Annotated in this window: 23 protein-coding genes; 13 read left to right on the forward strand and 10 right to left on the reverse strand. The window is 69.2% G+C overall.

The window, feature by feature from the left end:
- Positions 1–3: 3 nt before the first annotated feature.
- From BN977_RS27570 to BN977_RS27585, 4 genes are all read right to left on the reverse strand, one after another.
- A complete protein-coding gene (locus BN977_RS27570) occupies positions 4–1506 on the reverse strand; it encodes an FGGY family carbohydrate kinase (RefSeq protein ID WP_036403064.1) in 1503 nt (500 codons plus the stop codon).
- 2 nt (positions 1507–1508) lie between these two features.
- The gene (locus tag BN977_RS27575) at positions 1509–2597 is read right to left on the reverse strand and encodes a galactitol-1-phosphate 5-dehydrogenase (protein WP_024454070.1); all 1089 of its coding nucleotides are present in this window, start codon (positions 2595–2597) and stop codon (positions 1509–1511) included.
- Positions 2598–2644: 47 nt separating this feature from the next.
- On the reverse strand, positions 2645–3643 hold the full coding sequence (locus BN977_RS27580) for a substrate-binding domain-containing protein (protein ID WP_036403067.1): 999 nt from the start codon (positions 3641–3643) through the stop codon (positions 2645–2647).
- 111 nt (positions 3644–3754) lie between these two features.
- On the reverse strand, positions 3755–4516 hold the full coding sequence (locus BN977_RS27585; protein ID WP_024454068.1) for an enoyl-CoA hydratase: 762 nt from the start codon (positions 4514–4516) through the stop codon (positions 3755–3757).
- A 23-nt stretch (positions 4517–4539) separates the two neighbouring features.
- On the opposite strand from BN977_RS27585, the gene BN977_RS27590 reads away from it, so the two are divergent.
- Entirely contained in the window at positions 4540–4806 is a 267-nt protein-coding gene (locus BN977_RS27590; RefSeq protein WP_024454067.1) for a DUF2277 family protein, read from the forward strand.
- A complete protein-coding gene (locus BN977_RS27595) occupies positions 4803–5357 on the forward strand; it encodes a DUF1802 family protein (RefSeq protein WP_036403071.1) in 555 nt (184 codons plus the stop codon). The genes BN977_RS27590 and BN977_RS27595 overlap by 4 nt, the downstream gene beginning before the upstream one ends.
- Here the strand turns inward: BN977_RS27595 and BN977_RS27600 are convergent.
- Entirely contained in the window at positions 5346–7016 is a 1671-nt protein-coding gene (locus BN977_RS27600) for a CocE/NonD family hydrolase (protein WP_036403073.1), read from the reverse strand. The two genes, BN977_RS27595 and BN977_RS27600, sit on opposite strands and share 12 nt — an antisense overlap.
- Before the next feature lie 27 nt (positions 7017–7043).
- Entirely contained in the window at positions 7044–7616 is a 573-nt protein-coding gene (locus BN977_RS27605) for a DUF3558 domain-containing protein (protein ID WP_036403075.1), read from the reverse strand.
- Positions 7617–7766: 150 nt separating this feature from the next.
- Here BN977_RS27605 and BN977_RS27610 point away from each other — a divergent pair, with 150 nt between their 5' ends.
- The 4 genes from BN977_RS27610 (at position 7767) to BN977_RS27625 (ending at position 11033) form a co-directional block, all read left to right on the forward strand.
- Positions 7767–8729 carry an ACP phosphodiesterase PptH gene (locus BN977_RS27610; RefSeq protein ID WP_036403078.1) on the forward strand — a complete coding sequence of 321 codons (963 nt, stop codon included), beginning with the start codon at positions 7767–7769 and terminating at the stop codon, positions 8727–8729.
- Positions 8726–9391 carry a 4'-phosphopantetheinyl transferase PptT gene (gene pptT / locus BN977_RS27615; protein WP_024454062.1) on the forward strand — a complete coding sequence of 222 codons (666 nt, stop codon included), beginning with the start codon at positions 8726–8728 and terminating at the stop codon, positions 9389–9391. Before BN977_RS27610 ends, pptT begins: the two co-directional genes overlap by 4 nt.
- Positions 9388–10272: a tRNA pseudouridine(55) synthase TruB gene (truB, locus tag BN977_RS27620; protein ID WP_036403081.1), complete on the forward strand. Its 885-nt coding sequence runs from the start codon at positions 9388–9390 to the stop codon at positions 10270–10272. Before pptT ends, truB begins: the two co-directional genes overlap by 4 nt.
- A gap of 149 nt (positions 10273–10421) precedes the next feature.
- Complete coding sequence (locus BN977_RS27625) at positions 10422–11033, forward strand: type II toxin-antitoxin system Rv0910 family toxin (protein ID WP_051561944.1); 612 nt, start codon at positions 10422–10424, stop codon at positions 11031–11033.
- A 7-nt stretch (positions 11034–11040) separates the two neighbouring features.
- Here the strand turns inward: BN977_RS27625 and mntR are convergent, their stop codons facing one another.
- Positions 11041–11754, reverse strand: coding sequence for a manganese-binding transcriptional regulator MntR (gene mntR, locus BN977_RS27630; RefSeq protein WP_024454059.1), 714 nt, complete (start codon positions 11752–11754; stop codon positions 11041–11043).
- 91 nt (positions 11755–11845) lie between these two features.
- Between mntR and BN977_RS27635 the strand changes: the two genes are divergently transcribed.
- From BN977_RS27635 to bla, 6 genes are all read left to right on the forward strand, one after another.
- Complete coding sequence (locus tag BN977_RS27635) at positions 11846–12838, forward strand: bifunctional riboflavin kinase/FAD synthetase (RefSeq protein ID WP_024454058.1); 993 nt, start codon at positions 11846–11848, stop codon at positions 12836–12838.
- Positions 12839–12935: 97 nt separating this feature from the next.
- The gene (rpsO, locus tag BN977_RS27640) at positions 12936–13205 is read left to right on the forward strand and encodes a 30S ribosomal protein S15 (protein ID WP_024454057.1); all 270 of its coding nucleotides are present in this window, start codon (positions 12936–12938) and stop codon (positions 13203–13205) included.
- The gene (lppU, locus tag BN977_RS27645) at positions 13202–13696 is read left to right on the forward strand and encodes an LppU family putative lipoprotein (protein WP_420846401.1); all 495 of its coding nucleotides are present in this window, start codon (positions 13202–13204) and stop codon (positions 13694–13696) included. Before rpsO ends, lppU begins: the two co-directional genes overlap by 4 nt.
- A 265-nt stretch (positions 13697–13961) precedes the next feature.
- The gene (locus tag BN977_RS27650; protein ID WP_036403084.1) at positions 13962–16217 is read left to right on the forward strand and encodes a polyribonucleotide nucleotidyltransferase; all 2256 of its coding nucleotides are present in this window, start codon (positions 13962–13964) and stop codon (positions 16215–16217) included.
- Positions 16195–17538, forward strand: a complete 1344-nt coding sequence (locus BN977_RS27655; protein ID WP_036403086.1) for a M16 family metallopeptidase — start codon at positions 16195–16197, stop codon at positions 17536–17538. The genes BN977_RS27650 and BN977_RS27655 overlap by 23 nt, the downstream gene beginning before the upstream one ends.
- A gap of 17 nt (positions 17539–17555) precedes the next feature.
- Positions 17556–18449 (forward strand): class A beta-lactamase, encoded by an 894-nt coding sequence (gene bla, locus BN977_RS27660; protein WP_036403089.1) that lies wholly within the window; start codon positions 17556–17558, stop codon positions 18447–18449.
- A 55-nt stretch (positions 18450–18504) separates the two neighbouring features.
- Here bla and ald read toward each other — a convergent pair whose 3' ends face one another.
- Positions 18505–19620 carry an alanine dehydrogenase gene (gene ald, locus BN977_RS27665; RefSeq protein ID WP_036403092.1) on the reverse strand — a complete coding sequence of 372 codons (1116 nt, stop codon included), beginning with the start codon at positions 19618–19620 and terminating at the stop codon, positions 18505–18507.
- A 97-nt stretch (positions 19621–19717) separates the two neighbouring features.
- On the opposite strand from ald, the gene BN977_RS27670 reads away from it, so the two are divergent.
- Positions 19718–20233: an HTH-type transcriptional regulator AldR gene (locus BN977_RS27670; RefSeq protein ID WP_024454051.1), complete on the forward strand. Its 516-nt coding sequence runs from the start codon at positions 19718–19720 to the stop codon at positions 20231–20233.
- On the opposite strand, the gene BN977_RS27675 is transcribed toward BN977_RS27670, so the two are convergent.
- Together BN977_RS27675 and BN977_RS27680 are read right to left on the reverse strand one after the other, a co-directional pair.
- Positions 20230–21132 carry an NAD-dependent epimerase/dehydratase family protein gene (locus tag BN977_RS27675; RefSeq protein WP_036403095.1) on the reverse strand — a complete coding sequence of 301 codons (903 nt, stop codon included), beginning with the start codon at positions 21130–21132 and terminating at the stop codon, positions 20230–20232. The genes BN977_RS27670 and BN977_RS27675 overlap by 4 nt on opposite strands.
- Before the next feature lie 9 nt (positions 21133–21141).
- On the reverse strand, positions 21142–21912 hold the full coding sequence (locus BN977_RS27680) for an META domain-containing protein (protein WP_036403098.1): 771 nt from the start codon (positions 21910–21912) through the stop codon (positions 21142–21144).
- Positions 21913–21947: the final 35 nt, after the last annotated feature.

The raw sequence follows: 21947 nt of genomic DNA on the forward strand, positions 1-21947 counted from the left end.
GGGTCACCTCGATCGGCCGAACTGCTGCACCAGCGTGGTCAGGCGCTGGTAGTCGGCATAGGTCTGCTGGTACACGGGGACGCGCTGCGGTTCGGGCTCCAGGGTGCGCACCTGCGGTGCGAACAGCCGCGACCCCTGCGCCAGTGACCCGGTCACCCCGGCGCCGGTGGCCGCGATCGCCGCGCATGCCCGCAGGGTCAGGTTCGCGCCGACCACGAACTCGGCGGGCCGGCCCAGCACGTCCACGGTGACCTGCTGCCACAACGGGTTTCGCTCGATGCCGCCGGAGAACACCAGGCGTTCACAGGACACACCGGCGCGCTCGAACGAATCGATCACCGCGCGGGTGCCGCACGCGACGGCCTCGACCATGGCCCGGTAGAGCTCGGCCTTCGTGGTCCCGAGCGAGAGCCCGAGGACGGCGCCGCGCAGCGTGGCGTCGCGGTGCGGGGTGCGGTTGCCCATGAAATAGTCCAGTGCCCGCAGCCCATGCCGGGCCGGGTCGACGGCGCCGGCCTCGGCGATCAGCCCGGGCAGGTCCGCCCGGGCCACCCCCATGATCGACTCGCCGGTCCACTTGAGCACCGAGCCGCTGGTCACCTGGCCGCCCTCGACCAGCCATTTACCGTGGTGCAGCGCGTGCGGGTACGGACCCCACACCTCGTGGGTGTCGGTGGGCACGTCGACCTCGGCGATGATCGCCGACGACGTCCCCGACACCAACGAGACCAGGCCGTCCAACCGGTCGCCGCAGGACAGCAGCGAGACGTGCGCGTCGATCCCGCCCACGGCGACGACGGGACTGCCAGAGATCCCGAGATGGGCTGCGGCGCCGGGTGACAGCGTTCCGGCCACCCCGCCGACCTCGATAATGCGGTCGGGCAGCTTGGCGGCCAGGTCGTCGACGCCGAGCGCGGCGTACAGCTCGGTGGGAAAGCGCGCCGCGATGCTGTCGTAGTTGTACTTGCACACCGCGTTCATCTGCGATCCGACCCACTGCCCGGTCAGCCGGAAGGTCAGGTAATCCACCGCCTCGACGATCCGGTCGGCCCTGCGGTAATTCTCCTGGTCGTGGGTGTGCAGCCACATGGCCTTGGGCACAAGCCATTCGGCGGCGTCGGACCCGCCGGACCAGTTCAGGATCGGGTGCTCGGCGGCCAGCTTGGCGGTGCGTTCGGATTCGGCGCTGCTGCGGCAGTCCATCCACAGGATGGCCGGGCGCAGCGGTGCGCCGGCGGCGTCGACCACGGCCACGGTGGACGCCGTGGTGGCCGCCGCGATCGCCACGACCGGGCCGGCCCGCCGGCAACCCTCGGTGCTCAGCAACTCCCGGGTGGCGGCGCCGATGGCATCCCACCACTCCCGCGGATCCTGTTCGGCCCAGCCGGGTCTGGGGAAGTGGGTCGGGTAGCCGCGGTGTGCCTCGCCGAGCACCTCGCCGTGTTCGGTGAAGGCGCCGACCCGGGCACCCTCGGTGCCCAGATCGATGGACAGCAGAATTCCCATGGTCAGTCCTCGTTGGGCAGGAACAGTACCTTCGACGAGAAGATCGATCGTTCGCCGAGTTGGTGCATGGTCTGCGGCAGCGCCGACAGGGGCAGCTCATGGGTGATCATGAACTCCCACTTGAGTGCTCCGGTGGACATCAGTTGCGCCGAGGTGCGCCACTCGTCGCCGGGGAACGGTGCCGAGAAGGAGTTCCACGACCCGTGCAGGCTGGCCTCCAACCGCATGAACTGGTTGAAGGTGTCCTTGCCCAGCGGGACCGGGGCATGCGGGATGCCGATGAACACCGCGTGCCCGTGCGGGCCGGTCAGCCCGGCCGCCATGTCGGCGGTCGCCGGCACCCCCGCGGATTCCAGCACGATGTCGAAGCCGCGCCCGCCCAGTGCCCGGGCCTCGTCGGCGCTCTGCACGGCGGCGGTGGCACCGGCCTCCCGCGCCATGGCGGCCTTCTCCTCGCTCAGGTCGACGGTGACCACCTCGGTCGCGCCGTGCAGCCGCGCCCATTGGACGGCGAACAGCCCGATCGGTCCGGCGCCGATGACCAGCACGCGGTGCCCGGCGCGTAGCCCGGTCTTCCACAACCCGTGCAAGGCGATCGCCGCCGGGTCGATCATGGCCGCGGCACGGGGATCGATCCCGGCGGGCAGTTTGAGCAGATTGCCCACCGGCGACACCACATACTGCGCGTAGGCGCCGTCGCTGCGACTGCCGAAGTAGTCGTAGTTCTCGCACAACCCGAACGCACCCTTGAGGCAGAAATCGCAGGTGCGGCAGGGGATCAGCGGCGGCACCGAGACCAGCTCGCCGACCTCGAAACCGGTGACACCGGCGCCGAGTTCGGCGATCCACCCGGAGAATTCGTGACCGCAGATGATCGGCATGACGTAGCCACCGTTGCGCAACATGCGGGGAATGTCGGATCCGCAGACCCCGCAGGCGGCCACCTTGAGCAGCACCTGCCCCGGCCCGGGCCTGGGTACCGCGACGTCTTCGACCCTGATGTCGCCGGGGGCGTGCATCACGGCGGCGGTCATGGTCTGCGGGAGGACATCGTCGCCCGCCAGGCCGCGGGTCGGTGCTTCAGTGGTCATGAATGGGGATCTCCTGAGCTCTCGGGTTGGCGAAATCGGGGGCCGGGTCAGGCCGGCGGCGCGGGCGCCTTGGCGAACGTGGTGTCACCCACCAGTGCCGCGGCATTCGCCTTGTCGACCAAACCGGTTCCGGCGTCGATGAATTCGGGGACCGATTCGCCCTTGGCGACCTTCACGGCGGTCTGCACGGCGAGCTGGCCCTCGGTGTTGGGATCGTTGAGCGCGGTGGCCACGTACTGGTTGCCACCGGCGATGGCGCGCACGGCCTCCATCAGCCCGTCGACACCGAACACCAACACGTCACGGCGGTTGTTCTCGTCGAGCACCTGCAGCGCGCCCAGCGCCATGTCGTCGTTCTGGGCGTACACGGCCTTCACATCCGGGTGGGCCTGCAGCAGATCCTGCATCGCGGTGACCGCCTTGGACCGGATGTAGTCACAGTAGGGGCCGTCGATCACGCTGATGTTGGGCCGGCCCGCCACCGCGGCGGCGAAACCGTCGTGACGATCGCGGGCCACGGCGCCACCGGCGTCGCCCTGGATCTCGATGATCTTGCCGCCGGTCGGACCCAGCGCCGCCACCGCGGCCTCGCCCACCGTCTGGCCCATCGCCTTGTTGTCCCGTCCGACGAATGCCGCCGCGCCGTTCTCGACGGGCCGGTCGACGGTGACCACCTTGATGCCCGCGGCCGCCGCGGCGGCCATGGACGGGGCGACGCCCTTGGGGTCGACGGGATTGATCACCAGCACGTTGATGCCGCGGGTGATGAGGTCTTGGACGTCGTTGTTCTGTTTGGTGACATCCCCGTTGGCGTCGGCGAAGAAGAGCTGGTTGCCGTCCCGCTCGGCGGTCTGCTTGGCAGCATCGGTGAGCGCGACGTAGAAGGGGCTCTGCTGGGTGGCCTGGCTGAACCCGATCTTGATGGGCCCGTCACCCGTCGCGCCGCCACCGCCGGTGCCCTTGTCGCCGGGCATCGTGCAGGCGGCCGAACCGATCACCGTGGTCGCCGCGATGGCCACCGCCGCCGCCACCCTTGCCAGTCTCATCGCTCCTCCTAACGTGCGCCTCGTCATCGGGGCGCGTGACGGCCATCACGTTAGGAAGGGCAAAGAGACCGCGTCAACACATGCGCATATTTTTGCTCATACGAGCAACGGTCAGGGGCGAACCTGCGCGCGTCCTCGCTCGACCACCGACGCCCGGTTGGCGGCGATATCGTCGCCGGAGGTGTCGGCCATCCAGGCGCGTGCCGACTCGGCCTCGATCCACAGCCCGGCCTGGGTCTGCGCGGCATCGATGCGATGATACGAATCCAGCAGGGCGCGAACGGCTTTCTGGTTGTTCCCGACGATCGCGGCGGCCACCTTGCGGGCCGTGGGCAGCAATTGCTCGTGCGCAACCACCTCGGTGACCAGGCCGGCCCGCAGCGCGTCGGCGGCCGACAGGTAGTCACCGGTCAGACTCATCCGGCGGGCCAGTCCGACGCCGACCTTCTGGGGCAGCCGCACCGACAGGCCCCAGGTGGGCAGCAGGCCGACCCGGGCGTGGGTGTCGGCGAAGCGGGCCTTCTCCGACGCGACGAGGATGTCGCAGTACAGGGCGAGTTCCAACCCGCCGGTGACCGCGGCGCCGTTGATCGCCCCGATGACGGGTTTGGTCATCGGCGGCCACTTCGGCGAGATGTCCGGCAACTCGGAGCGCTCGCCCAGTTCCTTGAGGTCCAGTCCCGCGCAGAACACCGGGTCGGCCCCGGTCAGGATCACCACGTCGACCTCGGCGTCGGCCTCGGCGGCCCGCAGTGCGGCGTAGAACGCGGTGCGCAGCTGCGCCGACAGCGCGTTGCGGGCCTGTGGCCGGTTGAGGGTGAGGGTGCGCACCCGGTCGGTGGTGTCGACGAGCAGAACGTCCGCAGATGTCATGCCGATGAACCTATCGTGGAGCCATGTGCCGAAACATCACCGAGTTGCGGGGGCTGGAGCCGGCCGCCACCGCCGAGGAGATCGAAGCCGCGTCGCGCCAGTACATCCGCAAGGTCAGCGGCATCACCCGGCCCACCGCCGCCAACGAGGCGGCTTTCGAGGCCGCCGTCGCGGAGGTCACCGAGGTGACCACGCGGTTGTTGCGGCAACTGCCCCCGCGCCGCCAGCCACCCAAGACGGTGCCCCCGCTGCGCCGCCCGGAGGTGCGGGCGCGCCTGGCCGCCAAGTGAATTCACCCGCGCTCAAGGAGTGGGGTGCGGCGGTGCGGGCGTTGCTCGCCGGTCGCCAGACGGTGCTGCTGCGCAAGGGCGGAATCCACGAGAAGCGGTTCGAGGTGCAGGCCGGCGAGTTCCTGCTGTTCCCGACGGTCGCGCACAGTCACGCCGAGCGGGTACGCCCCGAGCACCGCGACCTGCTGGCCGCCGCGACCGCGGAAGGCGACAGCACCGAGGAGGCGGTGCTGCTGCGCGCCGGTGCCCGCGTGGTGGCGGCCGTCGCGGTGAACCGGCCGCAGGCCCTCGACGAGATCGCCGACCTGCACATCTGGACCGCCGAATCCGTGCGCGCCGACCGGCTGGACTTCCGTCCGCGGCACCGGCTGACGGTGCTGGTGGTGCAGGCCTACCCGCTGGTGCGGCCGGTGCGGATGCCCCGGATGCCGGAATACGCGGGCTGTGCCAGTTGGCTGCAGCTGCCGGTGCGCCCGGTTTACGGCGCGCCCGTTCATGACGAGGGCACCCTGGCCGGTGTCGCCGAACGGGTGCGCCGGTCAGTCGGCTGACGGCGGTGCGGACCCGGCGGGCAGGATCACCCGGGACCGCTCGTCATGGCTGACGGTGTGGATGGACGCCCGCAGGGCCTGCCCGGTTTCGGTGGGTTCGCCGGTGCCCAGGTTGCGGGCGAACCGCGGATGCGACCCGCCGGCCACCAGCACCCGGATCCGGGAGCCGGCCGCGAAGCGGTGGGCGATCGCGTCGAGCTCGATGCGCACGGTGTCACCGGATGCCACGGAAGCCGCGGAAGCCGAAGTGTAGCGCCGAAATCCGTCGGTCACGTTGCGTGACCGGCCGGCGCCGTCCACCTCGCTGATCCGGACGAACAGATCGTGGTGCGGATTGTCGCTGTGGTGGGCCAGCTCGATCACCGGCACCCCCACCGAATACAGGTCGGCGGGCAGCGGGCCGCCGGTGAACGTCAGCACGTCCGCGCGGGCCGCCAGCGCGGAGTCCTCGCGGTAACCGCCGTTGCCCGACAGCAGCCGGCCGCCGACGGTCGGGGTCGGATCGGCCGGTTGGTAGGTGAACGTCGAGGTGCGTCCGTCGGCGCCCGGAACGTCGGCCAGGCCGCCGCCGGCTCGCAGATAGAGCACCCGCTCCCCGGTGACCGGGGGCCAGTCGGGCAGCTCGACCCAGCCGTCGCCCGGGGCGCCGCCGTTGACGTGCACCCGCACCGGACTGCGTGGTGCGCTCGGGCGGCCCGCCAGATGCGTGCCCAGCCAGTCCAGCGTCTCGCGCAGGACCACCGGTGCGCCGTCGCGCATCAGCTGGGTGTGCGTCCATGAGCCCACGGTCAGTGCCGTGGTGACGTTGCGCTCGCGCAGGCGCCGGTACTGCGCCAACGTCTGATCCAGGAACAGGTCCTGCCAGCCGCTGATCAGCAGGACCGGGACGTCGGCCCGGTCCAGTGCCTCGGTGACGGCCAGCCGGGCCCAGTGCTGCGGATCTTCGTCGGGCGGCTGCAGCCACGACTCGTACCAGGGCGCGCCTTCGCCGAGTAGCCGCCGCCCCGCCGCGCCGACCGGCAACGCCATCGTCGCGGCCTCCAGCTGCCGGCCGGCGAGGGCCTGGCGGGCGATCGCCCGCACCGGGTTGGGGTCCTCCTGATACGACATCATGTGGCTCCAGCCGAGGAAGTCGTTCAGCGAGAACGACCCTGTGCCCCACGATGATTCGGCGAAATCATGCGGGCCGACGCTGATCACCGCGGCGGCCAGTTCCGGCGGTGGATCGGTGAGCAGCGCCCACTGGGTGAAACCCAGGTAGGACAGCCCGATGGTGGCAAAGCTGCCCGTGAACCAGGGCTGCTCGCGCAGCCAGGCCGCGGTGTCGCGGCCGTCGTCGACCTCGTTGACCATCGGCGTGAACTCACCACCGGACCCGAATGTGCCACGCACACTTTGGAACACGACGTGGTAGCCGCGGCTGGCATAGATGCTGCCGAACAGGATGGTGAACGGGAACCGGCGCCCGTAGGGGGCGCGCACCAGCAGCGTGCCGGCCGGGCTGTCGGTCAGCGGCGCGTAGTGGTCGGCGAGCAGTCGCACACCGTCGCGCATCGGGACCTCGACCGCGCGGTGCACCGCGTAATCGGACGTCGGAGGCGGGAGACGAAGGGCGCGGGCGGCGGCGCGCCGGGACAGCTGCGAGATTCTCGAGCTCACCTAACAAACTGTACCGGCGGCGTCGCGTCAGAACTTGTAGTAGGGCACCAGCTCGTTGGCTCGTTGCAGGTTGACCTGCAGGCAGTCCGGGCCGTCCGGGGAGTGGATCGGCGAGTAGAACACCGACTGCTGCAGCACGCCGTAGCTCGTCTTGAACGCGATCATGCAGGTGATCCACCACCGGTCGTTCCAGTCGGTGGGCTTCATGATCCAGTACTGGGCCGCGCGGTGGCCGGCGATGTCGAGCTCGACGGCGTCGGCGGGCAGGGTTTGCTCGTAGGTTCGCCACACGAACGCCTCGACGGCCATCTGATAGTTGCCGGCGTCGTAGTGACAACGCAGGCCGTCCTCCGGCGTGGGCGGGGTGAACGCCAGCCCGATGCGCTGCACGACATCCAGCGGGATGTCGCGGCACGGATCGAACGGGGACGGGTCGGTGGTCTCGATGACCGGCCATTTGATGCTGGTCGACACGTTCGTCAGGGGCAGATCGGCCGCCCGGACCTGTGTCGGAGCGCCGGCCGGGTTGGCCTGCCACACCACGATCACGGCCGCGACGAGCGCGCACAGCGCCGACAGCAGACGCAGCTTGGCCGCCATCACATCCCCTCCACGGGCTCGGAACTTCCGAGCACTGCGGGGGAGTGTACAAGGGTGCGCCCGGCGTCCGGACGAGAAATGAGAACAGGTTCTAGTTGCTCGCACGGTGGCCGTGCCGTGACCCGGGCAGCGCAAGTAGGCTGGACCGTTGTGTCCGCGACGTCACGAGAACAGCGCAGGCCCGTGCTGTGGGCCATCAGCGACCTGCACACCGGTCACACCGGCAACAAGCCGGTCACCGAATCGCTCTACCCGTCCTCGCCGGAGGACTGGCTGATCGTCGCCGGCGACGTCGGGGAGCGCACCGACGAGATCCGCTGGGCGCTGGATCTGCTGCGCAAACGGTTCGCGAAGGTGATCTGGGTGCCGGGCAATCACGAACTGTGGACCACCAACAAGGACCCGATGCAGATCTTCGGGCAGTCCCGCTACGACTACCTGGTCACCATGTGCGACGAGATGGGCATCGTCACCCCGGAGCACCCGTTCCCGGTGTGGAACGAAGAGGGCGGCCCGGCCACCATCGTGCCGATGTTCCTGCTCTACGACTACACGTTCCTGCCCGAGGGCACCGCCACCAAGGCCGAGGGCCTGGCCCTGGCCCGGGAACGCAATGTCGTCGGCACCGACGAGTTCCTGCTGTCGGCCGAGCCCTACGCCACCCGCGATGCCTGGTGCCGCGACCGGGTGGCCAAGACGCGCAAGCGGCTGGAAGACCTGGACTGGATGAACCCGACCGTGCTGGTCAACCATTTCCCGTTGGTGCGCGAACCCTGCGATGCCATGTTCTACCCCGAGTTCTCGCTGTGGTGCGGCACCACCGCCACCAGGGACTGGCACACCCGGTACAACGCCATCTGCTCGGTCTACGGGCACCTGCACATCCCGCGCACCACGTGGTATGACGGCGTGCGGTTCGAGGAGGTCTCGGTCGGTTATCCGCGAGAGTGGCGCCGCCGCAAGCCCTATCGCTGGTTACGTCAGATCCTGCCGGACCCGGTGTATGCGCCCGGCTACCTCAACGAGTTCGGCGGGCATTTCGAGATCACCGCCGAGATGCGGGACAACGCCCAGAAGATGCAGGAGCGCATCAAAGCCCGGCGGGGGTACTGACCGTGGCCCTGTTGCGTGCCCTGGTGCCCGATGTCGTGGTGTCGGCCGAAACCTACGACGACCCGCCCGGTCTGGCGCCGTTGCCGGAGGAGGAGCCGCTGGTGGCGCGTTCGGTGGCCAAGCGGCGCAACGAGTTCGTCACCGTTCGCTACTGCGCCCGGCAGGCGCTCGGTGAGCTGGGTGTGGCGCCGGCCCCGATCCTCAAGGGCGACAAGGGCGAACCGTGCTGGCCCGACGGCGTCGTCGGCAGCCTGACGCACTGCGAGGGTTTCCGCGGTGCGGTGGTGGGCCGCAGCACCGAGGTTCGTTCGCTGGGCATCGACGCCGAACCGCATGACGTGCTGCCCAAGGGTGTGCTCGACGCGATCAGCCTGCCCGCCGAACGCGCACACCTGTCCGGCCTGCCGGGCGGCCTGCACTGGGATCGAATCTTGTTCTGCGCCAAAGAGGCCACCTACAAGGCCTGGTTCCCGCTGACGCACCGGTGGCTCGGCTTCGAGGATGCCCACATCACGTTCACCCCCGATTCGTCCGGTGCGGCAGGGACTTTCGAGTCGCGGATCCTGATCGATCCGGCCGCCGAGTCCGGTCCTCCGCTGACCGCGCTGTCCGGGCGCTGGTCGGTGGCCGACGGAATCGCACTGACGGCGATCACCCTGTGAGTCCGGCACCCGGTCTGGTGATCGTCGACAAGCCCGCCGGCCTCACCAGCCACGACGTCGTCGGGCGGTGCCGGCGGTTCTTCGGCACCCGCAAGGTGGGACACGCGGGGACGTTGGATCCGATGGCCACCGGGGTGCTGGTGGTCGGTATCGAACGGGCCACCAAGATCCTCGGACTGCTCACCGCCACCGACAAGTCCTATGCGGCCACGATCCGCCTCGGCCGCACGACGTCCACCGAAGACGCCGAAGGTGAGGTGCTGCAGGATGTTTCCGCGGCGCACGTCACCGATGACGCGATCGAGGCGGCGGTGGCCGCGCTACGCGGCGACATCGAGCAGGTGCCCTCGGCGGTCAGTGCCATCAAGGTGGCGGGCCAGCGCGCCTACAAGTTGGCGCGCGAAGGCCAGACCGTCGAGCTGGCCGCCCGGCCGGTGCGCATCGACCGGTTCGACGTGCTGGCGGTGCGCAGGCTGGATACCTTCGTCGATGTCGACGTCGAGGTGGACTGCTCGTCGGGCACCTACATCCGGGCGCTGGCCCGCGATGTCGGTGCCGCCCTGGGTGTCGGTGGGCACCTGACGGCGCTGCGCCGCACCAAGGTCGGCCGGTACGGCCTGGACGAGGCCCGCACCATCGAACAGTTGGAAGCCGACGCGCGGTTGTCCTACGGCCTGGACGAGGCCTGCCTGCTGGGCTTCCCGCGCCGCGACCTGACCGCCGCCGAAACCGAGGACGCGCGGCACGGTCGGGCGCTGGGGCCCGCGGGGATCGACGGGGTGTACGCGGCCACCGCGCCGGACGGCCAGGTCATCGCGCTGCTGCGGGACGGCGCATCGCGCACCTCATCGGTGGTCGTACTCCGGCCGGCCACCCTGTGATCCTGTGGCCGGTGTGGCTGCTGCAACCGACGTGACCGGTGGTGAGCATGCGGTTTGCGGTGTGGCGCTTTCCGCTTCGTGATCAATTCGAGACCACGGCCACAACAATTCCTGGGAACCGCGGTTATTCGCGGTGCGTTGTTTCAGATATGACAGTGCAGCTGCCTGCGTATCCCTCCGAGTGGTTCGGTTATGCCGCGGATGGACGGCGAGCGGCGCCCAAGCGCGATGGCGCACGCATCTTCTCGCACCGCGAGCGTGAGGTGCAGATCGGGCATATCGACGCCGCATCACACCTGGTCGCCGCGCCGGCCGCGGTGTGGCAGGTGCTCACCGATCCGCGCACCTGGGACCAGTGGTTCGCCGTGCACGACAGCTGGGTCGCCGAACCGCCGGACAGCCTGGAGGTCGGCACCCGGCTGAGCGCCAAGATCTGCATGCTGGGCATCACCGACACCCTGGACTGGGTGGTCGAGATCGTTGACGACGGCGCCCGCATCGAGTTGGCCGGCACGGGCCTGCAGGGGTTGTCGGTGCGGTTGATGTTCCGGCTCTCACCCGCGGGCTCCGGGTCGTGGATCACCGCCAGCGGGCAGTTCAGCGGTGCCTTGCTGAGCCCGGCGATCCTCGATGCCGTCGAAGCCGACGGCGTGTGCCAGTTGATCGGCAGTCTGGCCGGCCTCGACGGGTTGGCCCGGCAGGCGCAGGCGCAGGCCGTTGCGGCCCGCCCACAGTTGCGCCTGGTGCACTCGGTTCGCTGATCGAACCCTAGGGGACAACCCAGATCGCCTGCGCAGCAGGACTTCCCAAATCCACCGTGGCCTCGACATCGGTCGAGCCATCGGTCGAGCCGTCGGTCGACTCGATGCCCACCGAGATCATGCCGGCGAAGTCGCGCCGGGCCAGCACCCGCAGCCGCGAGTCCAGACTGATACCGACGCTGTCGAAATAGCGCAGCATCTCGGGATCGGCGTCCGAAATCCGGGCCACCGTCCCGGTTTCGCCGTCATGACACGCCGACAGCTGCCGCGCCGGCGGGGTCGGCACCCGGCCGTCGGCCGCCGGGATCGGATCCCCGTGCGGATCCCGGGTCGGATATCCGAGTTTCGCGTCGATCCGGTCCAGCATCCGGTCGGACACGGCGTGCTCTAGGATCTCGGCCTCGTCGTGCACCTCGTCCCAGCCGTAGCCGAGTTCGCGCACCAGGAAGGTCTCCATCAGCCGGTGCCTGCGCACCATGGCCAGCGCCGCGCGCCGCCCGGCCTCGGTGAGCGTCACCGCCCCGTACTTCTCGTGATCGACCAGGCCCTGGTCGGCGAGCTTGCGGATGGATTCCGAGGCCGTGCTCGCCGACACCCCGATCCGTTCGGCGAGCAACTTGGTGCTCACCTTCTCCCTGGACCACTCCTGGGCGGTCCAGATGACTTTGAGGTAGTCCTGCGCAACCGTCGTCAGGTCTTGCGGGGTGCCGTTGGGACTCACTGGGGCCTCACACCGACAAAGTTTAGGCAATCGTCACCTGATCCGGGGATCCAGCGCAGACGGCACGGCCGGCGCGCCGTAGGCTTGCGCTGTGCAGCGGTGGCGGGGCCTGGAAGACATCCCCACGGACTGGGGGCGATGTGTCATCACGATCGGTGTGTTCGACGGGGTGCACCGTGGTCACGCCGAACTGATCAGCCACGCGGTCAAATCCGGCCGCTCGCGCGGCGTGCCGACGGTGCTGATGACCTTCGATCCGCACCCCATGGAAGTGGTGTTCCCCGGCAGCCATCCCGCGCAGCTGACCACCCTGACCCGGCGCGCCGAGCTGGTCGAGGAGACCGGCGTGGACGTGTTCCTGGTGATGCCGTTCACCGCCGATTTCATGAAACTGACGCCCGAGCGCTACATCCACGAACTCCTGGTGGAAAGCCTGCACGTGGTGGAGGTCGTGGTCGGTGAGAACTTCACCTTCGGCAAGAAGGCGGCCGGCAACGTCGAACTGCTGCGCAAGGCGGGCGAGCGATTCGGCTTCGCCGTCGAGGGGATGTCGCTGGTTTCCGAAATCTCCGCGGCGGCCGCGACCAACCGCGACGAGACGGTGACGTTCTCCTCGACCTACATCCGCTCCTGTGTGGACGCCGGCGACGTGGTGGCCGCGGCCGAGGCGCTGGGCCGCCCGCACCGGGTCGAAGGCGTGGTGGTGCGCGGTGACGGCCGCGGCCGGGTGCTCGGCTTCCCGACCGCCAACGTGGCGCCGCCCATGCATTCGGCCATCCCGGCCGACGGGGTGTACGCGGCCTGGTTCACCGTCCTGGGCCACGGCCCGGTGGTCGGCACCGTGACACCCGGGCAGCGCTATCAGGCGGCGGTGTCAGTGGGCACCAACCCGACCTTCTCCGGACGCACCCGCACCGTCGAGGCGTTCGTACTGGACACCGAGGCCGACCTGTACGGCCAGCACGTCGCCGTCGACTTCGTGGCCCGCATCCGTGGCCAGGAGAAATTCGACTCGGTGGACGACCTGATCGTCGCGATGCAGGGCGATACCGCCCGGGCCCGCACGATTCTTGCTGCGCAGTAGGGTGCTGCTAGACTTCCCGGCGACCCAGCGCGTGCTGCAGTTCGCGGCGGCCGCGCCCCAGATGATCCTCGCGGACCTTTTTGATGGAGTTGTATTCGTGGCGCTCACTGCCGAACAGAAGAAGGAAATCCTCGGCCAGTACGGCCTGCATGACACCGACACCGGCTCGCCGGAGGCTCAGGTTGCTCTGCTGACCAAGCGGATCTCCGACCTCACCGAACACCTCAAGCTGCACAAGCACGACCACCACTCGCGGCGGGGGCTGCTGCTGCTGGTCGGTCGCCGGCGCCGGCTGCTCAAGTACGTCGCGCAGGTCGACGTCGAGCGTTACCGGTCGCTGATCGAGCGCCTCGGTCTGCGTCGCTGACTCCCGGGGCCGCGGCCGGTCTGGCCGCGTTCTGCTTGTTGGGGGGACTGGCCACCGGCTGTTCGTCGGCCGCCGCCGCGGATCTGCGCGCCGGCGACTGCCTGAAGGTCGGTGGACCGGTCGACCGCCCGGAGGCCATCAAGGCACAGTGCGGTAGTCCGGAGTCCAATTACAAGGTCGTCGCTGCCGTCGCCACCGGTGACGACTGCCCGACCGACGTCGACTCGTACTACTCCATGCACAGCACCTTCGGTGACGTGGGCGGCACCATCTGCATGGATATCGACTGGGTGGCCGGTGGCTGCATGAGCATCGACCCGGACCACGGTCGTGACCCCGTCCGCGTCGACTGTGGCGACACCGCTCAGCCGCACCGGCAGCGGGCGACACAGATCCTGCAGGGCGTGGCCAATGTCGACCAGTGCGCCAGCGGGATCGGTTACCCCTATGACCAACGAGAGTTCACCGTGTGCGTCGAGGACGTCGCCTGACGGGGGCGGCAACGTCGCGGTGTAGCATGGGGATGTTTTAGGCCACAGGCCTTGACACTTTGGTGCGGTTCGCGCGTGTGAAGCGCGCACCGTTCCTGCGCGTCACGCATCGTCCGAGGGATCGGGCGGTCTTCGGTAGTGGCTGCCGGGAATTCTGACTCCCGGCCGCTTCGATCGACGGCCGTAGCCGCATCCAGGACGGGAATCTGTTGCGCTCGACGCGCGAAACAGTTGAATACCCGACAGAGAGGCTGTACGGACACCTATGTCTGCAGTTGAAACCGACGAAGGCGTCTTCGAATCGACCGCCGTCATCGACAACGGGAGCTTCGGCACCCGCACCATCCGCTTCGAGACCGGCCGGTTGGCCCGGCAGGCCGCCGGCTCCGTCGTCGCCTACCTCGACGACGAGACCATGCTGCTCAGCGCCACCACCGCGAGCAAGACCCCGAAGGATCACTTCGACTTCTTCCCGCTCACCATCGACGTCGAGGAGCGGATGTACGCCGCGGGACGCATCCCCGGCTCGTTCTTCCGTCGTGAGGGCCGGCCCTCCACCGACGCGATCCTGACCTGCCGGCTGATCGACCGGCCGCTGCGCCCCACCTTCGTGTCGGGGCTGCGCAACGAGATCCAGGTCGTGGTCACCGTGCTGAGCCTGGATCCCAAGGATCTGTACGACGTGCTGGCCATCAACGCCGCCTCCGCGTCGACCCAGATCGCCGGTCTGCCGTTCTCCGGCCCCGTCGGCGGCGTGCGCGTCGCATTGATCGAGGGCCAGTGGGTGGCGTTCCCCACCGTCGAGCAGCTGGAGAAGGCCGTGTTCGACATGGTGGTCGCCGGCCGTGTGGTGGGTGACGGCTCCGAAAAAGACGTGGCGATCATGATGGTCGAGGCCGAGGCCACCGACAATGTCATCGAACTGATCAACGGTGGCGCCGGGGCGCCGACGGAAGCCGTGGTGGCCGAGGGCCTGGAGGCCGCCAAGCCGTTCATCGCCACGCTGTGCAAGGCGCAGGAAGAGCTGCACGCCGCCGCGGGCAAGGAAACCGCCGACTATCCGCTGTTCCCGGACTACGCCGACGACGCCTTCGACGCCGTGGCCGCGGTGGCCACCGACGCGCTGTCCGAGGCGCTGTCGATCGCGGGCAAGGCCGAGCGCGACGCCCGCACCGACGAGATCAAGGGCGAGGTGCTCGAACGCCTGGCCGAGACTTTTGCCGGCCGCGAGAAGGAGATCGGCGCGGCCTACCGCTCGCTGACCAAAAAGCTTGTGCGCCAGCGGATCCTGACCGATCACTTCCGGATCGACGGCCGCGGCATCACCGACATCCGGGCGCTGAGCGCCGAGGTCGCGGTCATCCCGCGGGCCCACGGCAGCGCCCTGTTCGAGCGCGGCGAGACCCAGATCATGGGTGTCACCACGCTGGACATGGTCAAGATGGCCCAGCAGATCGACTCGCTGGGGCCGGAGACCACCAAGCGCTACATGCACCACTACAACTTCCCGCCGTTCTCGACCGGTGAGACCGGTCGGGTGGGTTCGCCCAAGCGCCGCGAGATCGGCCACGGCGCGCTGGCCGAGCGCGCCCTGATGCCGGTGCTGCCGTCCGTCGAAGAGTTCCCCTACGCCATCCGTCAGGTGTCGGAAGCGTTGGGCTCCAACGGTTCCACCTCGATGGGCTCGGTGTGCGCCTCGACGCTGTCGCTGCTGAACGCCGGTGTGCCGCTGAAGGCGCCGGTGGCCGGTATTGCCATGGGCCTGGTGTCCGACGAGGTTGACGGTGAAACCCGTTACGTCGCGTTGACCGACATCCTGGGCGCCGAGGATGCCTTCGGCGACATGGACTTCAAGGTCGCCGGCACCAAGGACTTCGTCACCGCGCTGCAGCTGGACACCAAGCTGGACGGTATCCCGTCCCAGGTGCTGGCCGGTGCGCTGAGCCAGGCCAAGGATGCCCGCACCACCATCCTCGAGGTGATGGCCGAGGCCATCGACGAGCCCGACGAGATGAGCCCGTACGCGCCGCGGATCACCACCATCAAGGTGCCGGTCGACAAGATCGGCGAGGTGATCGGGCCCAAGGGCAAGATGATCAACTCGATCACCGAGGAGACCGGCGCCTCCATCTCCATCGAGGACGACGGCACCGTGTTCGTCGGCGCCAGCAACGGCGAGGCGGCCCAGGCCGCGATCGACAAGATCAACGCCATCGCCAACCCGCAGCTGCCCAAGGTCGGCGAGCGGTTCCTCGGCACGGTCGTCAAGACCACCGACTTCGGCGCCTTCGTGTCGCTACTTCCGGGCCGCGACGGCCTGGTGCACATCAGCAAGCTGGGCCGCGGCAAGCGCATCGCCAAGGTCGAGGATGTGGTCAAGGTCGGTGACAAGCTGCGCGTCGAGATCGCCGACATCGACAACCGCGGCAAGATCTCGTTGGTCCTGGTCGCCGAGGAGGGCGAGGCCGGCGCCGAGGCGCCCGCCGACGCACCCGCCGATGCCGCGACCGCTGACGCGTAGTTCGGGATTGCGTCGCGGTTCCGGCGGCGCGCAAACCTCCGAGGCAGTGCGGACCACCACGCTGCCCGGAGGGTTGCGGGTGGTCACCGAGTACATCCCGTCGGTGCATTCGGCATCGGTCGGGGTGTGGGTCGGGGTCGGATCCCGTGACGAGGGCCCGTCGGTGGCCGGCGCCGCGCACTTCCTGGAGCATCTGCTGTTCAAGTCGACGCCGACGCGCTCGGCGGTCGACATCGCGCAGTCGGTGGACGCGGTGGGCGGCGAGCTCAACGCGTTCACCGCGCGCGAGCACACCTGCTACTACGCGCATGTGCTGGACACCGACGTGGAACTCGCGGTCGACCTGGTGGCCGATGTCGTGCTGCGCGGCCGCTGCGCCCCCGAGGACGTCGAGGTGGAACGCGACGTGGTGCTCGAAGAGATCGCCATGCGTGACGACGATCCGGAAGACACCCTCGGCGACGTGTTCCTCACCGCCATGTTCGGCGATCACCCGGTCGGCCGTCCGGTGATCGGCAGCACGGAGTCCATCGAGGCGATGACCCGTGCGCAGCTGCATTCCTTCCACGTCCGCAGGTACACGCCCGAACGCATGGTGCTCGCCGTGGCCGGCAACATCGATCACAAGCACGTGGTCGCGCTGGCCCGGGAGTACTTCGGCCCGCACCTGGTGGCCGGGCGCAGCCCGCAGCCGCACCGCAAGGGCACCGGTCGCGTCCCCGGACGGCCGGGTCTGCTGCTGGTCAACCGGGACTCGGAGCAGAGCCACGTGCTGGCCGGTGTGCGTACCCCGGGGCGGTACTGGGAACACCGCTGGGCGTTGTCGGTGCTGAACAACGCGATCGGCGGGGGACTGAGTTCCCGCCTGTTCCAACAGATCCGGGAAACCCGGGGGCTGGCGTACTCGGTGTACTCGACCATCGACATGTTCTCCGACGCCGGTGCGCTGTCGGTGTACGCCGGGTGCCTGCCGGAGCGTTTCGACGAGGTGGTGCGGCTGGCCACCGATGTGCTCGCCGAGGTGGCCCGCGACGGTATCACCGAGGCCGAATGCCGGATCGCCAAGGGCTCGCTGCGCGGCGGATTGGTACTGGGCCTGGAGGATTCGGGCTCACGGATGCACCGGATGGGCCGCAGTGAACTCAACTACGGTGCGCATCGCACCATCGCCCAGACCCTGGCGCAGATCGACGCGGTGACCCTGGACGAGGTCAACGCGGTGGCGCGCAAGCTGCTGACCAAACCGCTGGGTGCCGCGGTGCTGGGTCCGCACAAGTCGAAACGCTCGCTGCCGCAACGTCTCCGGAATATCGCCGGCTGATCGGTAGAGTCGGGGGCATGCGACTGTCGCGACGTAGCGCTCTCATCGGTGGCCTGACCTTCGCCGCGGCCGTGTGCACCAGTGCGCCGGTGCACGCCGACCCCGGAACCCCGCTCGATCAGCGGATCGCGGCGTTGGAGCGTCGCCACGGTGCCAAAATCGGGTTGTCGGCGGTGGATCTGGACGGGCCGGGCGCGGTGTCGCACCGCGCCGACGAGTCCTTCGCCATGTGTTCGACGTTCAAGGCCTACGCGGCCGGCCGGATATTGCGGGGTGTCGAACGCGGTGAATTCCCGCTGGACGCAACCGAATACGTCGATCCGGCCGCGGTGGTCGCGAACTCACCGCGGACCGGGCCGCGAGCGGGCACCGAGATGACGCTTGCCGACCTGTGCCAGGCGGCGCTGCAGGTCAGCGACAACACGGCGGCGAATCTGTTGCTCAAGCGGCTCGGCGGTCCGCCGGCGATCACCGCGTTCGCCCGCAGCATCGGGGATGAGCGTAGCCGGTTGGACCGCTGGGAGACCGAACTCAACTCGGCCGTTCCCGGTGATCCCCGGGACACCAGCACCCCCGCCGCGCTGGCCGGTGGGTACCGCGCGCTGCTCACCGGTGATGCGTTGGCACCGCCGCAGCGGTCGCTGCTGGAACAGTGGATGCGGGCCAACGAGACGTCGAGCATGCGGGCCGGCCTGCCCCAGGGGTGGACCACGGCGGACAAGACCGGCAGCGGCGACTATGGCAGTACCAACGATGTCGGCGTCGCCTACGGGCCCGACGGCCGGCGGGTGCTACTGGCGATCATGACGCGCTCGGCCGCCGACGATCCGAAAGCCGCCGGGCTGCGTCCGCTGATCGGCGAGCTCGTCGGCCTGGTGTTGCCGTACCTGCTGGACCCGAACCACCCGTGAACGCACTCGTCGCCCGGCCGGAAGATCCAGCCGGGCGACGGTAGGGGTGAAAAGGTCAGGCCAGCACGGTCGCCGGATCGGTGAACGGCAGGTCGAGGTCGTGGGCGACGTGCTCGTTGAGCAGTGCGCCCTCGTGGGTGGACAGGCCCTTGGCCAGTGCGGTGTCGGCGGCACAGGCTGCCCGCCAGCCCTTGTCGGCCAGCTTGAGCACGTACGGCATGGTCGCGTTGGTCAGCGCGTAGGTCGACGTGCGCGGCACCGCGCCGGGCATGTTGGCGACACAGTAGAAGACGGTGTCGTGCACGGCGAAGGTGGGGTCGTCGTGCGTGGTGGGCCGCGAATCCTCGAAGCAGCCCCCCTGGTCGATCGCGATGTCGACCAGCACCGCGCCGGACTTCATCTGTGCCACAGTCGCATTGGTGACAAGCTTGGGTGCCTTGGCGCCGGGCACCAGCACCGCACCGATCACCAGGTCGGCCTGCTTGACGGCCTCTTCCAGGTCCAGGCTGGACGAGTAACGGGTCTCGATGGCGCCGCCGTACTCGGCGTCGATCTTGCGCAGGGTGTTGACGTTCAGGTCGAACACCGTGACATGGGCGCCCATGCCCCAGGCGACGGCGGCAGCGTTGTCGCCGGCCATGCCGCCGCCGATGACGACGACCTTGGCCGGGGCGACACCGGGCACGCCGCCCATCAGGACGCCGCGGCCGCCCTGGGTGCGCATCAGATGGTAGGCGCCGACCTGGGCGGACAGCCGGCCCGCGACCTCACTCATCGGGGCCAGCAGCGGCAGTGCTCCCTCGGCGGTCTGCACCGTCTCGTACGCGATCGAGGTGGTGCCCGAGGCGAGCAGTGCATCGGTGCACGGCTTGGACGCGGCCAGGTGCAGGTACGTGAACAGGGTCTGGCCCTTGCGCAGGCGGGCGTATTCGGCCTCGATGGGCTCCTTGACCTTGAGCAGCAGATCGGCCTCGGCCCACACCTGGTCGGCGGTCGCCACGATCTGGGCGCCGACGGCCTTGTAATCGCTGTCCGACAGCGCCGAGCCCTCGCCGGCGCCGGCCTGGATCAGCACGTCGTGACCGCGGCGGGTCAGTTCGGCCACACCCGCGGGGGTGATGGCGACGCGGAACTCGTTGTTCTTGATTTCGGTCGGGATGCCGACGCGCATTTCATGCTCCTGGGTGGACCGGTGATTTCTCGTATCAGTGTGAAGAACCTTCGGCCCTTGGGCAATGACTCTGATGTTAATTCGCTAAGATCGCGGCATGCGTGAACAATCACCGTCGGCGCGCGCGCGTCTGGCTCCCGGGCCGAAGGATGTTCGGCCCGCCGAGCTCGACGACATCGACCGGCGGATGCTGCTGGCCCTGCATGCCGATGCCCGCATCTCCAACAGCGCGCTGGCCGAGATCGTGGGCATCGCCCCCTCCACCTGTCACGGCCGGCTGCGCCGGCTCCAGGAGATCGGGGTGATCCGCGGTTTCTACACCGATATCGACCCGGCCGCGGTGGGGCTGACCATGCAGGCCATGATCTCGGTGAGCCTGCAATCGCACGCACGCGGGCGCATCCGCGACTTCATCGCCCAGATCCGCAAGCGGCCCCAGGTGATGGACGTGTACTTCCTGGCCGGCGGTGACGACTTCATCCTGCACGTCGCCGCTCGCGACACCGAGGACCTGCGGTCGTTCGTGGTGGAGAACCTCAACGCCGACGCCGACGTGGCCGGCACGCAGACCTCGCTGATCTTCGAGCACCTGCGCGGTGCCTCGCCGCTCTAGCGGGACACCAGCTCCGGGTGGAACGCGGCCACCATCCGGCGGATACCGTCGCGCCAGTCCACCGCGGTGGTGCCGACCAGTTCACGCATCAGTGTCGTGTCGGTGGGGCCACCGCGCAGGGCCTGCTCGCTCACGTCGAACACCGGCTCGCTGCCGACCAGTTCGCCGATGAAGGTGCACCACTGCTGCAAACTCACCGTCTGATCACCACACCAGTTGACCGTCGTCGCCGGCACCGACGCGGCGGCGAGCATGCGTGGCAGCATCGCCAGAATGTCGTCCTGGTGGATGGGGTTGTAATAGGCGGGCCCGCCGGGCGGAACCGGGATCGGGATGCCGGTGCGCATCATCTCCATGTGATAGAACGGCCAGCCCCCGTTGTCGCCGTACGGCACATTGAGCCGTGCGATCACCGTCGGCACCCCGAGCGCGCGCGACATGGTCCGCGCCACCACCTCGCCGGCGATCTTGGAGATGGAGTAGGTCGGCAGCATCGACTTGTGGTTGTCGCCGAGCGCGGCCGACTCGGTGCGGGGGTCGTCGTCGGGCGGATCGTAGACCGCGGCCGACGAACAGTGCAGGAACGCCTTCGCATCGGCGCAGTGCGCCATCAGCAGGCCCACCGATTCGGCGTTGGCCGCCAGATCTTTGTCCCAGCGTCCGCTCTTGGCGACCGCCAGATTGAGGACGTAGTCGAAATCCGCGGGCACACCGCTGAAGTCGCCCGCGGCCAGATTCACCGGCACGCAGCGAACCCCGGCCCGCTCCAGGTTCTCCCGGGCCGCGGCGTCGGTGAACCGGGCGATGCCCCACACCTCGTTCTCGGCGGCCAGCGATATCGCCAGCGGTGCGGCGACCTGTCCGGTCGGTCCGGTGATGAGGATCTTCGCGCCACGCATGGCGAGATGCTACTCGGCGCGCAGCACCAATCCGTTGCCTTCGGCGCCGGTCAGGGTCAGGCGGTCGGCGTCGATCGACGCCGTGACCGAACCGGTGAGCACCCGCAGGATCGACCGTTCGATGTCGCCGACCTCACCGGCACACGCCGGGCCGCTGCGGTTCAGTGGCCCGAAGGTCACGGTGTCACCGGTGACGTCGGCCCGGCCGTAGAAGGTGTTGCATCCGGTCCAGCCGGTGACGGTCCCGTCAGGGCGCAGGCTCAGCCCGGGCCTCGCCGCTTCCAGCGCCACCGATGTCATGGCCGCCTGCCCGGTGAGCAGGGTGTCCACCCGCCAACTGGTGTCGATCAGCGGACGGTCCGGGTTCACCACCGACTTGTCCCGCAGCGTCACCGTCGTCGCCGGGCCGTGCAGCGTGAGGGTGTCCCCGGACACCGTCCACGACGGCTGCGCCTGGAACAACCGGTCCACCCAGGCGTCGGCATCGCCGACCGGCGGCGGGCAGGCCATCATCGTGCTGGCCAGCTGGGTGACGATCCGGCCGTCGGCGAGATCGACGGGACCGGACCCGTGATTGCAGCCGGCGAACGTGCGGATCTGCCCGTCGATGAAGGCCACGGTCAACGGCCCGCCACCGGGAATCGGCTCGCCGGCCACGGCCACCGAGACGAAGGTCCGGCCGTCCAGGTCGTCGCCCTGCTCCGCCGCGGCGGTGCCCGAACAGCCGGCCACGGCCAGAGCGGCCACCGTGATGGGCAGGGCGGCGGGGTGCAGGCGCATGATCCCACGGTACGGCCACCGCAGTAGGCTGCCCC

This window comes from Mycolicibacterium cosmeticum (assembly GCF_000613185.1).
GTDB lineage: Bacteria > Actinomycetota > Actinomycetes > Mycobacteriales > Mycobacteriaceae > Mycobacterium > Mycobacterium cosmeticum.